The organism is Pseudomonas sp. DP-17 (assembly GCF_022380625.1).
Taxonomy (GTDB): domain Bacteria; phylum Pseudomonadota; class Gammaproteobacteria; order Pseudomonadales; family Pseudomonadaceae; genus Pseudomonas; species Pseudomonas nitroreducens_A.
Genome location: NZ_JAKSXG010000003.1, coordinates 117,782 through 128,387, shown reverse-complemented (window position 1 = coordinate 128,387; position 10,606 = coordinate 117,782). Strand labels below are relative to the sequence as shown.

Annotated in this window: 16 protein-coding genes and 1 pseudogene; 8 read left to right on the top strand and 9 right to left on the bottom strand. The window is 65.2% G+C overall.

The genetic code is table 11. The features are described from left to right. Positions 1 to 251: 251 nt before the first annotated feature. The 3 genes and pseudogenes from MJ122_RS07905 to MJ122_RS07895 form a co-directional block, all read right to left on the bottom strand. The gene (locus tag MJ122_RS07905) at positions 252 to 503 is read right to left on the bottom strand and encodes a hypothetical protein (RefSeq protein ID WP_239743510.1); all 252 of its coding nucleotides are present in this window, start codon (positions 501 to 503) and stop codon (positions 252 to 254) included. A gap of 80 nt (positions 504 to 583) precedes the next feature. Continuing rightward, positions 584 to 964 (bottom strand): hypothetical protein, encoded by a 381-nt coding sequence (locus tag MJ122_RS07900; protein WP_239743509.1) that lies wholly within the window; start codon positions 962 to 964, stop codon positions 584 to 586. A 128-nt stretch (positions 965 to 1,092) separates the two neighbouring features. Next, a pseudogene (locus MJ122_RS07895) lies at positions 1,093 to 1,251 on the bottom strand (general stress protein); the annotation flags it as partial. Positions 1,252 to 1,567: 316 nt separating this feature from the next. Between MJ122_RS07895 and MJ122_RS07890 the strand changes: the two are divergent. The 3 genes from MJ122_RS07890 to MJ122_RS07880 all read left to right on the top strand — a co-directional run bounded on the left by MJ122_RS07890 (position 1,568) and on the right by MJ122_RS07880 (position 2,543). Next, entirely contained in the window at positions 1,568 to 1,948 is a 381-nt protein-coding gene (locus MJ122_RS07890; RefSeq protein WP_088418880.1) for a DUF3509 domain-containing protein, read from the top strand. A 53-nt stretch (positions 1,949 to 2,001) separates the two neighbouring features. Beyond that, positions 2,002 to 2,184, top strand: coding sequence for a DUF3606 domain-containing protein (locus tag MJ122_RS07885; protein ID WP_088418878.1), 183 nt, complete (start codon positions 2,002 to 2,004; stop codon positions 2,182 to 2,184). A 185-nt stretch (positions 2,185 to 2,369) separates the two neighbouring features. Further along, positions 2,370 to 2,543 carry a general stress protein gene (locus MJ122_RS07880; protein WP_017518757.1) on the top strand — a complete coding sequence of 58 codons (174 nt, stop codon included), beginning with the start codon at positions 2,370 to 2,372 and terminating at the stop codon, positions 2,541 to 2,543. A 195-nt stretch (positions 2,544 to 2,738) separates the two neighbouring features. Here MJ122_RS07880 and MJ122_RS07875 read toward each other — a convergent pair whose 3' ends face one another. The 4 genes from MJ122_RS07875 to MJ122_RS07860 form a co-directional block, all read right to left on the bottom strand. Next, positions 2,739 to 2,954, bottom strand: a complete 216-nt coding sequence (locus MJ122_RS07875) for a hypothetical protein (protein ID WP_239743507.1) — start codon at positions 2,952 to 2,954, stop codon at positions 2,739 to 2,741. A 60-nt stretch (positions 2,955 to 3,014) separates the two neighbouring features. Further along, the gene (locus MJ122_RS07870; protein ID WP_017518755.1) at positions 3,015 to 3,485 is read right to left on the bottom strand and encodes a hemerythrin domain-containing protein; all 471 of its coding nucleotides are present in this window, start codon (positions 3,483 to 3,485) and stop codon (positions 3,015 to 3,017) included. 86 nt (positions 3,486 to 3,571) lie between these two features. Then, positions 3,572 to 4,090: a nicotinamide-nucleotide amidohydrolase family protein gene (locus MJ122_RS07865; protein WP_088418874.1), complete on the bottom strand. Its 519-nt coding sequence runs from the start codon at positions 4,088 to 4,090 to the stop codon at positions 3,572 to 3,574. 2 nt (positions 4,091 to 4,092) lie between these two features. Continuing rightward, the gene (locus MJ122_RS07860; RefSeq protein ID WP_239743505.1) at positions 4,093 to 4,485 is read right to left on the bottom strand and encodes a response regulator; all 393 of its coding nucleotides are present in this window, start codon (positions 4,483 to 4,485) and stop codon (positions 4,093 to 4,095) included. Positions 4,486 to 4,774: 289 nt separating this feature from the next. On the opposite strand from MJ122_RS07860, the gene MJ122_RS07855 reads away from it, so the two are divergent. The 4 genes from MJ122_RS07855 (at position 4,775) to MJ122_RS07840 (ending at position 6,893) form a co-directional block, all read left to right on the top strand. Beyond that, complete coding sequence (locus MJ122_RS07855) at positions 4,775 to 5,239, top strand: hypothetical protein (RefSeq protein ID WP_239743503.1); 465 nt, start codon at positions 4,775 to 4,777, stop codon at positions 5,237 to 5,239. 18 nt (positions 5,240 to 5,257) lie between these two features. Next, positions 5,258 to 5,704 carry a YetF domain-containing protein gene (locus MJ122_RS07850; protein WP_088418868.1) on the top strand — a complete coding sequence of 149 codons (447 nt, stop codon included), beginning with the start codon at positions 5,258 to 5,260 and terminating at the stop codon, positions 5,702 to 5,704. A gap of 386 nt (positions 5,705 to 6,090) precedes the next feature. Beyond that, complete coding sequence (locus tag MJ122_RS07845) at positions 6,091 to 6,600, top strand: DUF892 family protein (RefSeq protein ID WP_239743502.1); 510 nt, start codon at positions 6,091 to 6,093, stop codon at positions 6,598 to 6,600. Beyond that, positions 6,597 to 6,893, top strand: coding sequence for a DUF2061 domain-containing protein (locus tag MJ122_RS07840; protein ID WP_088418864.1), 297 nt, complete (start codon positions 6,597 to 6,599; stop codon positions 6,891 to 6,893). The genes MJ122_RS07845 and MJ122_RS07840 overlap by 4 nt, the downstream gene beginning before the upstream one ends. A gap of 75 nt (positions 6,894 to 6,968) precedes the next feature. Here the strand turns inward: MJ122_RS07840 and cydB are convergent, their stop codons facing one another. Together cydB and MJ122_RS07830 are read right to left on the bottom strand one after the other, a co-directional pair. Continuing rightward, positions 6,969 to 7,976: a cytochrome d ubiquinol oxidase subunit II gene (cydB, locus tag MJ122_RS07835; RefSeq protein WP_239743500.1), complete on the bottom strand. Its 1,008-nt coding sequence runs from the start codon at positions 7,974 to 7,976 to the stop codon at positions 6,969 to 6,971. A gap of 3 nt (positions 7,977 to 7,979) precedes the next feature. After that, entirely contained in the window at positions 7,980 to 9,419 is a 1,440-nt protein-coding gene (locus MJ122_RS07830; protein WP_239743497.1) for a cytochrome ubiquinol oxidase subunit I, read from the bottom strand. Between the two features lie 493 nt (positions 9,420 to 9,912). On the opposite strand from MJ122_RS07830, the gene MJ122_RS07825 reads away from it, so the two are divergent. Further along, positions 9,913 to 10,605 (top strand): gluconate 2-dehydrogenase subunit 3 family protein, encoded by a 693-nt coding sequence (locus MJ122_RS07825; protein WP_239743495.1) that lies wholly within the window; start codon positions 9,913 to 9,915, stop codon positions 10,603 to 10,605. Position 10,606: the final 1 nt, after the last annotated feature.

Sequence of the window (10,606 nt, the reverse complement as noted above, 5' to 3'; positions counted from 1 at the left end):
AAATCATGGCCTTATGCCTCGTGCCAGGACCGGGGCGGTGATCTTGTGACCCTCCAGGCCGGCCCTTGATCCAACAATCTTACCGCCGGGCCGGCCCTGCCCCTGCGCGATGTTCCGAACGGCGCTAGACGCGCCGGCTCGCGCAGCCCGCGGCCGCCGGGCAGTCCGTGGCAGGCTGCCGGGAGCCGGTGCGCAGAGCGCCTGACGGGCCGTCGATGCCGCGGTTGCGGCTTTTCGCGCCGCGCCAGGCATCAAACGTGGGGTTTGCGGTGCAGGCCGGCGCGTACCAGGGCGAATTCGTCCTGCAGGGTCTGGCTGATTTCCTGGATGCGCTGCTCGTTCGCCAGCCGCTCCGGGGTGATCCCCTGGATGGTGAAGTGCGCGTCCGAGGTCACCCGGCTGTCGAACTGCAGTGTGATCGAGCCCTGTGCGCCGGGACTCGCATGGCATTCGTAGCTGGGAATGAAGTCTTCGAATAGCCCGGCAATCTGCTTCATGTTCATCGGTGTCTTCCTCTATTCGGGTCCATCACGCCATCATTGGCTTTGCGGGCTGGATTTGCCGGCGAGCTACCCGGTGGTGGTCAGGGACGCGGACTCTCCGTGGCGCCGGGGTCGCTCCCTGGGTCGGTCGGGCCGCCTTCATGGGAGTGCTCGGGGGAATCGTCGAGTTGTCCGCGATTGTTGCGGTCGCCGTCATCGCTGCGAACCTTCCTGCCGTCTTCGGTACGCACGGTCCCGTGCTTGTCGCGGTAGGTATCGAGCGTCTTCTGGTTGGCAGTGCCGGAGGATTGCCCGTGGGGCATTTCCCGGGTCGGCTCGTTGGCCTTGGGTTGCGGGGATTCGGCCAGGGCGATGTTGCTGGCGAGCAGCCCGAGGCCGCCGATAATGCCCAGCAGCTGCATCGCTGCAGCCAGTCGTCCGGGGCGCGAGACCTTCGCGCGAATCAGGGAATTCTGGCTCATATGCTTCATCTCGCGTCGTGGTCGGTGGCGGCGAGAGATGACCCGGCCGGCAATGGCCGGGTCTTTCGCCGGCGCATCCCCCGCGGAAGACCCCGCGGGAGAGCGTGGAGCACTCAGCTCAACTGGCGTTAGCTGCGGCCGCCGCCATGGCTGTGCTGGCCGCCTTTCTTGCCGGCCTCGGAGGCCTTCTCGCGGTCATTGGCGAAGTTGCCTCCGCTGTTCTGGCCGCCTTTCTTGCCTGCTTCGCTGGCTTTTTCACGGTCGTTTGCAAAGTTTCCGGGGTTCTTGTTGCTAGTCATTTTTCAGTACCTCTTGGGCAGTGAATGATGAATGCAAGGTCGAGAAATCGATGCCTTACACCGGGTCTGAAAAAATGCCCTCCTCGTCGTTCAACTTGTTTGCCCGGATTCGATGAACGGAATAGCCGCAAACCCGCGGGCTAGCCGCTTCGCTTAGCAATAAGCCAGTAGCAGATTGCACGGCATTTCTGCCGTCTCGCGTGCAAATTCCGAGGTGGCGCAACGACAGATCAAGCACTTACGGTGTTTTTCGGCTGGCCCGCCAGTTGCTCCGTTACTGGAGCCAACAAGGAGGAACCCGCCCATGCAATTCGATTTCGAGACCACCCAGGAACTCATCTGCCAGGCGCTGCCGGAGTACTGCATCAGCTTTTCCCGTCGCCCGGACAAGGCGCTGCTGTGTTCCTTCCGCAGTCATGCCGGCGAGCATCTGTTCGATCGCGTCATCACCCGCCAGGACCTTCAGCACCGCCAATTGCTCGACGACCTGATCGGGCGCATCAAGCGCGACCTGATCCTGGGCGATGGCCCACTGCCCGACGAGCATGTCCCGGTCTTCACCAAGCGCATTCCGCTGCCCACCTTCCAGCCCGGCCATGGCAAGCACCGTCAACGCAAGATCGTGGTTGCCGGCGAGCGCCTGCGCCAACTGGCGAGCGCAGGGTCGCGCCTGCACGCCTGCTGAACCTTTTCCCGGCCTGATCGCGGGCCGCTCCAGGCGGCCCTGAAGGAACGCCCATGGACAACCCCGAAATACGCCGCCCCGCCGATGCCTCGCGGATCAACCTCAACGAGGACTACGAACGACGCTACTGGGCCGAGGCCTTTGGCGTCAGCGAGCAGCGCTTGCGCGAAGCGGTGCAGACGGTTGGCGTGTCGGCCGAGGCCGTGCGGCAGTTCCTCCTGCGCCACCGCGATTGACAGGAACGCTTGCCCATTCGTGGCCCCTCCATGCCTGACCACGCTGCCGCGGCTCGCGGCGCAGGGGCCACACCCGTGCTTCCGTCGCTGCGCGGCGCCATCCGGTCCTGGGGTCGGGTGGTTCGCGCAGCGGCGGAACCCATGAGCCAACCCAGCTCGCTTTCACACCCCACAGGAGAACCACCATGGCTGAACACAGAGGCGGAAAAGGCAACTTCGCGGCGGATCCCAAGCGCGCCTCCGAAGCTGGAAAAAAGGGCGGCCAGAACAGCGGCGGCAACTTCAAGAATGACCCGCAACGTGCATCGGAAGCCGGCCGCAAGGGCGGACAGCGCAGCCACAGCGCTACCCAGGATTGACCGCGGCGGCCATGCCGCGTCGCTTCAAGGATGAAGGCTCAAGGAAAAGCGGCACGCCTGCCTGGGCGTGCCGCTTTTTCGTATCGGGGAAACCAGGGGGTATCGGTCAGGAAACAGAGGCGCGGACGCTGAGCGCCGCGGTCAGCGAGCAAGCTCGCGCCGCCGGAGAATCGCGAATGGAGGCGGCCGCCGTACTCAAGGCTGCCGGTAATGCCCCGGCGTGGTGTCGCGTTCCTGGCTGCGTTCGTTGCGGCACAGCTGGATGTCAGTGATGTGGCTGGGGTCGATATGGCTGTGCAGCGAAAGCACGTAGCGGCGGGCATCCTCCAGGGTCAGCTGGTCCTGGTGCAGCACGGTGCTCATCGGCTGGTTGTCGAGGATGTAGCTGATGACATAGGCAGGCGTGGTCATGGCGCTGGCACTCCGGGCGGGCCGTTGCCCCCGCGCCTTGCGGGGGCAACGGGGGTCGGCTCAAGCGGCGCGCTGCTCCCAGCTCGCCTTGATGTCTTTCTTGAGCTGCTGCATGGCGGTGGCCAGGCGGTCCAGGGTGGCGTGGTCGAGCAGTTCCTCGGCGCGCGGGAACATCTCGCCCTCCTCCTCCTCGATGTGGTGCTCCAGCAGCTCCTTGAGCACCTTCACCCGGCCGGCGAACTCCACACTGTCCGGCTGGGTTTTCTTCAGGTCCGGGAGCACCAGCGAATCCACTGTCCGGTGTTCCTCCTTGGCCTCGAAATACATCTTGGCGTCCTCCTTCTCGCCCGCCTGCTTGAGCGCCGGGTAGAAGATCTCCTCCTCGATGGCGGTGTGCTGGGTCAGTTCCAGCTCGATCCTGCGCAGCAGTTCGGTACGTTTCTTCACCGCGCGCTCGGTGCTTTCGCTCAGCTCGGTGAGCAGCTTCTTGACGACTTCATGGTCATGCTTGAGCAGTTCGATGGCGTTCATCTTGGGTCTCCTCTCAGGGTTTTCCAGGCTTGTTGTGGATCAGTCGCGTGGATCGGCAGTGCCGTGGTCACTCACCGCCGGGCGCCTCAGCGTCTTTCGCCGAGCAATGCCCTGCGGTGGAATTCGGGTATCAGTTCCAGGCCGTGGCGGATGGTTTGCCGACGCATCCATTCGGGGTCGCCGGTAAAGCGCATGCGCCGGGTGAACAGCGCCACGCCGTCGGGCATGCGGAAACCCCAGCCCAGGCACACCGTGCCCGGCGCAATGCCATCCTTGCCCTCCTCGCCCAAGAGGCCGGTGACCGACAGCACGGCGTTGACCTCCTCGTAGCGCAGCGCGGCCTCCGCCATGGCGCCGGCGACTTCGACGCTGGTCAGGTTGAAATCCTCCAGCCACATGGCTTCAACCCCCAGCAGCTCGCGCTTGGCGCTGGGCGAATAGACCACCAGGCCGCCTTCCATCACCTCGGCGCTGCCAGGCACCGCGGATAGCACGGCGGCGATATGGCCGCCGGTGCAGGACTCGGCGGTCAGCAGGCGCAGGCGCCGGCTGCGCAGGTAGTCCACCACCCGCTGGCCGGCTTCACGCAGATCGGCTTCGAACATGTTCAGCACTCCTGCCAGGGCGTGATGGCCGGGCGGCACAGGGCGCGTTCGATGGCCCGCTCCAGTTCGTCCAGGCGTATGGGTTTGAGCAGGACCGGGTACGGCGCATCGTCGGCGCCGACCCGCGATTCGGAGGACGACAACCCCAGCACGCGCATCCGTGGCCGCCTTGGCAGGCAGGCTTCGACCAGAGCCAGCGCGGTGCAGGGTTCGGCCAGTTGCTCGTCGAGCAGGAACAGGTCGATCACCGCACCGGAGTTCAGGTGCTCCAATGCCGCCTGCAGGGACGAGGCGCCCAGCACGGCATGCCCTTGATCGAGCAGGTACTGCTCGATGCGCCAGAGTTCGTCGGCCATTTCTTCCAGAATCAGGATCGATGCTTCTCGCAGGCTCATCGCCGCCTCCTTGGTGTTCAGGAGGCTGCAGCAACTTTCAGGCCCAACCGGGAAAAACGCCCGCAGGCCCAGCCAGCGCGCCTTTCGGCGAGCGTCGGGACGCCTGGGCAGTGGCAGAACGCCCGAACGCCGGCAAAAGCCGATGCAATTCGCCCGAACGAAGCGGCAGGAAAAATCGTCGGCACCAAAGCGCGCCGGTGCCGGTCGCAAGCAGTAACGGCAATGCGAGAGCCAGGCCATGGGTGAGCAGCAGAAAAGCAACACGGATCTCAGCCAGCGGAAGTATCCGGTGCCCGAACGCATGGAAAACCAGCGCCGCGCCTGGAGGCTGGAGCGCATTTCGCTGGTCGTGCTGATCGGCATCGTGCTGCTGGCGCTGACCGGGGTGTTTTCCAGCGGCCCGTTGAGCAGCGCGCGAGCAACCAGCGCCAACGGGCGCCTGGAGGTGGAGTACGAGCGATTCGAGCGCCTGGGCTCGAGCAGTCGATTGCACATCACCCTGCGTGGCGAAGCGAACCAGCCGGCGCGGCTGCGCCTTGGGGGCGACCTGCTTGCCGCCCATGACCTGCAGAGCATGCAACCTTTGCTGCCGGCGCGCAGCTGGCAAGGCGGCATGGAACTGCAAGGGCAACTCGATGAGCGCGGCGAACTGCATCTCTACCTGGCACTGCTGGCCACCCGCGCCGGGCTGCTCTCCCACCGCCTCGAATATGCCGGCGAGCAACTGCCGTTGCGCCAGTTCGTCTACCCCTGAACCACCGGAGGAAACGTCATGGATTCGGTCCTGCGCGCCGTCACCCTCTACCTTTTCCTGGTCATCCTGTTCCGCCTGGTGGGCAAGCGCGCCCTGGCGGACGTCAGCACCTTCGACCTGCTCCTGCTGATGATCATCAGCGAGGCCACCCAGCAGGCAATGCTCGGCGAAGATTTCTCCACCACCAACGCGCTGCTGGTGATCATCACCCTGGTAGTGATGGATGTGCTGTTCTCGCTGGTCAAACTGCGCCACCCGTTCATCGACCGGATGATCGAGGGCACGCCCACCTTGATCGTGGAATACGGCCGGCCGCTGAAGGAGCGCCTGCTCGAAGCGCGCCTGCGCGAGGAAGACGTGCTGCTGGAGGCGCGGCAGTCACAGGGGCTGGAACGCATGGAGCAGATCCGTTTCGCCATCCTGGAGAAGAACGGCAAGATCTCGATCATTCCCGAGCCGGACTGATCCCCGTGCGCGACGGCGAGGCGGTCGTGTCGGTTTCCGCTAACCGGGATGCAGCATGTTGCGGCGCAGCGGCGCGAAACGCCGAACCGGGGTTGCGGTGTGCCGGACCGATCCTCGCGGTCGGGCATCCGGCGCAGATGCGGGTGCTGCCACCCTGACCGTATGGCTGTCGCCTGTTGTGCACGTAAGCGTCCGTCGCCAGGCGAAACGGCACCTTTTCCGAGTGCCCGAAAGGTCGAGAACACCTTTGGCCGATGGTTCACGACTTCTCGCAGATGCCCGCTGCGCTTGCCGTTTCGCTGTCTTACCGCCCGGCGAAGAAAACTGAACAGCGAGGCTTGGGGTGGTTCACAGCAGGGACACAACCCAACCGAGGAGACCTCGCCATGACAAGCAAAAAAGACAACCTGCTGGACTGGCTGCGCGACGCCCACGCCATGGAACAACAGGCCGAGAAAATGCTCGAGGCCCAGGCCGGCCGGCTGGAGAACTACCCGCAGCTCAAGACCCGCATCCAGCAGCACCTGGAGGAGACCCGCGGCCAGCAGCGTCTGCTCGAGGGTTGTCTGGAACGCCTGGGCAGCAGTCCGTCCACGCTCAAGGACATCGGCGGCAAGCTCATGGCGTTCGGCCAGGCGATGGGCGGCATGACCGTGAGCGACGAAGTGGTCAAGGGTGCCATGAGTGGCTACGTCTTCGAGAACATGGAGATCGCGGCCTATACCGTGTTGATTACCGCCGCCCAGGAAGTCGGCGACAACGCCACGGAAGCGGCACTGAAGGAAATCCTGCCGCAGGAAGTGGCGATGGCCGACTGGCTGCGCGAGCACCTGCCGGAAATCACCCGTGCCTTCCTGGCGCGCGACCACGCCGATGCGGACGAGGCCAAGCGATGAATTCACGCCTGTTCACGGCGTGTTGCAGTTCATCCGATAAGCCGGCGCCGTTGCTCAAGACCTGCACCTTCGCCGTGCTGCACTTCTCCATTGCCTTTTGCGTAGCCTACCTGCTGACCGGCTCGATCCTCACCGGGGGGCTCATCGCCCTGGTGGAACCGGCCTGCAATACCGTTGCGTTCTATTTCCACGAGCGCATCTGGAGCCGGTTCGGCGTTTCGCCGAACCGGGAGGTCGGGCTGGGGCACGGCAACCTGCTGTCGGGGAACGAAGAGCAGGACCGCTCCGATTAGTTTCGCGGTCCTGCGCTCAAATCCTGCCCCAGGGCGCATCAGGCGCCAGCGTCATGCGCACTGGGAGCTGGAAGCTCAGTGATAGCCACTCTCCACGGTGGTCTTGCCGCGGAACACGTAGTAGCTCCACGCCGTGTACCCCAGGATGAACGGGATGATGAATAGCGCGCCGACCAGCATGAAGCCCTGGCTCTGGGGTGGCGCGGCGGCGTCCCGGATGGTCACCGAAGGCGGCACGATGTGCGGCCAGATGCTGATGCCCAGTCCGGCGTAGCCGAGGAAGATCAGCGCCAGGGTCAGGACGAAAGGCCTGGCATTATCGTCGCGGGCCACCGAGCGCAGCAGCATCCAGAAGCACAGCAGCACCAGCAGCGGCACCGGCGACAGCAGTAAGACGTTCGGCAGGCTGAACCAGCGGCTGGCGATAGCCGGATGGGTCAGGGGCGTCCACAGGCTGACGATGCCGATCACCGCCAGCAGCACCAGAGCCAGCGGCCGTGCCAGTTCATGCATGCGCGCCTGCAACCTGCCCTCGGTCTTGAGGATCAGCCAGGTGCAGCCCAGCAGGCTGTAGGCAACCACCAGGCCCAGCCCACAGAAGACCGGGAATGGCGCCAGCCATTCGAAGGCGCCGCCGGCAAAGCGCCCGTCACGCACCTCGAGCCCGTCGATGAAGGTGCCCAGTACCATGCCCTGGCAGAAGGTCGCCAGCAACGAGCCGACGATGAAGGACTTGTCCCAGAGGTGGCGTTTTTCCTCCCTCGCCTTGAAGCGGAATTCGAAGGCCACGCCGCGGAAGATCAACCCCACCAGCATCAGGATCAGCGGCAGGTACAGCGCCGGCAGCACCACCGAATAGGCCAGCGGAAAGGCGCCGAACAATCCCGCGCCGCCGAGCACCAGCCAGGTTTCGTTGCCGTCCCACACCGGCGCCACGGTGTTCATCATCACATCGCGGTCGGCGCGGTCGGGGAAGAACGGATAGAGGATGCCAATGCCCAGGTCGAAACCGTCCATGACCACGTACATCATCACGCTGAAGATAATGATCACCGCCCAGATCAGCGGAAGGTCGATGCCCATGGTTCAGCTCCTGTGCTGTTCGTGTGGAATGTCTTCGGAAGCGTCGTCGGGGTTGCCGGCGGCGGACAGCGGCCGCGCCGGCGTCCTCTGCTGCCCTGCCCCGCCCGCGCTGGGCGTCTGGCCCTCGGCGGCCTGCGGGCCCTTGCGCACCAGGCGCAGCAGGTAGGCGAAGCCGACCCCGAACACGGCGAAGTACACGGCCACGAACATCGCCAAGGTGAAGCCCAGCTGGGCTGCGCCATGGGCCGATACGCCTTCGCTGGTGCGCATCAGCCCGTACACCACCCAGGGTTGGCGCCCCATCTCGGTGGTGACCCAGCCGGCCAGCAGCGCCACCAGGCCCGACGGCCCCATCCACAGCACCAGGTGCAGGAAGGGCCGGCTGTCGAACAGCCGGCCGCGCCAGCGCAGCCACAGGCTGCACAACCCGACGAAGATCATCAGCAAGCCCACACCGACCATCAGGCGGAAGGTCCAGAAGATCACCGTCGAGTTGGGCCGGTCCTCCCGCGGGAATTCCTTCAGCGCCGGGATCGGCTCGCGGGTGCTGTGGCGCAGGATGAGACTGCCGAGTACGGGCAACTCGACCTTGAAGCGGGTTTCCTCGCGCTGCATGTCCGGCCAGCCGACCAGGATCAACGGGCTCGGCCCGCCCTCGGCGTTGTCCCAGTGGCCTTCGATGGCCGCGATCTTCGCCGGCTGGTGCTCCAGGGTATTGAGGCCGTGGGCATCCCCCACCAGGGCCTGCACCGGGGCCACCAGCAAAGCCATCCACATGGCCATGGAAAACATCTTGCGCATTGCCGGTGTGTTGCGTCCCCGCAGCAGGTGCCAGGCGCCCGAGGCCCCGACGAAGAAGGCCGTGGCGAGAAATGCGGCGATGCTCATGTGCACCAGGCGATACGGGAACGAGGGATTGAAGATCACCGCCAGCCAGTCCGCCGGGACCACCCGGCCATCGACTATCTCGTGGCCCTGGGGTGTGTGCATCCAGCTGTTGGAGGCGAGAATCCAGAAGGTCGAGACCAGCGTGCCGACGGCGACCATGATCGTGGCGAAGAAGTGCAATCGCGGCCCGACCTTGTGCCAGCCGAACAGCATCACGCCGAGGAAACCCGCTTCGAGGAAGAACGCGGTGAGCACTTCGTAGGTCAGCAGCGGCCCGGTGATGCTCCCGGCGAAAGCCGAGAACCCGCTCCAGTTGGTGCCGAACTGGTAGGCCATGACCAACCCGGACACCACGCCCATGCCGAAATTGACGGCGAATATCTTCGACCAGAAGTGATAGAGGTCGCGGTAGACCTCTTCCTTGGTGCGCAGCCAGAGGCCTTCGAGCACGGCGAGATAGCTCGCCAGGCCAATGGTGATGGCCGGGAAAAGAATATGGAAGGACACGGTGAAGGCGAACTGCAGCCGCGCCAGGTCCAGTGTTTCCAGGTTCATCGCGAAGCCTCTCGGGTTGCGGGAGCCGCCTGCCGGCCGCGCTCGCACAGCGGCCAGGTCGCCAGGGCGTATTCCGCTGGGAGCAAGCCTATGGGCATTGGTTCAGGACAATTGACGAGGGGCTCGGGTTGGCCGAGCCAGGCGCGCTGCGTTGCCCTGGCATCGGCATATGCCGCGCAGCGCAGCGGCCTAGCACAGGACGATCCTTCCCTGCGCCCGCCAACCTGCTAGGTTGAAGGTGGCGTCTTCTCCATGTCTCCTGCCCTCGCTTGCGAGGGCATTTTTTTGCGCCGCTGTTGCGCCCTGGTGCCTGGAGGCCGGCGGCGCTTCATGGGCGCGGACGTTGCCCGCTCGAGCCGCGCGCCGACTGCCGTACGGCAAGCATTGCGGCCGTGTCCGTTCATCGAACTCGCTGAACTTCCCCCACCACAACCCTTCGCACCTGTATGCCGGCCGTTGCCGCCATCTGTATGCCTGCGGAGGTATTTCCAGCATGTCCGATCTTCCTGATCAGGGCCGCCGTGCCTTTCTGCGTCATTCGCTGACGCTCATCCCGGTGGTCTCCCTGGGTACCAGCGTGCCGTTGCTCGCCGCCAGCGACAGCGCGCCGGACTACAAGCCGACGTTTTTCTCGCCGCCGGAGTGGAGCTTCCTGCAGGCCGCCGTGGCGCGCCTGATCCCCGCCGACCAGCTCGGCCCCGGTGCGCTGGAAGCGGGCGTGCCGGAGTACATCGACCGGCAGATGCAGACGCCCTACGCCGCAGGCAAGCAGTGGTACATGCAGGGCCCGTTCGATGACCAGGCGCCCGCCAGCATGGGTTACCAGCTGCGCCTGAACCTCCAGCAACTGGTGCGCCAGGGCATCGGCCAGAGCGACGCGCTGGCGCAATCGCGGCATGGCCGGGCTTTCGCCTCACTCAAGACCCAGGAGCAGGAAGCGCTACTGCGCGAGATCGAGTCGGGCAAGGTGGATTTCGAGGGCGTGCCCGCTTCGGCGTTCTTCTCCGCACTGCTGCAACTGACCCGCGAAGGCTTCTTCTGCGACCCGGTACACGGCGGTAATCGCGGCATGGTCGGCTGGAAGCTGGTGGGCTTCCCCGGTGCCCGCGCCGACTTCATGGACTGGATCGAGCGCGGCGAGCGCTATGCCTATCCGCCCGTATCCCTTGACGGCCGGAGGGGTTGAG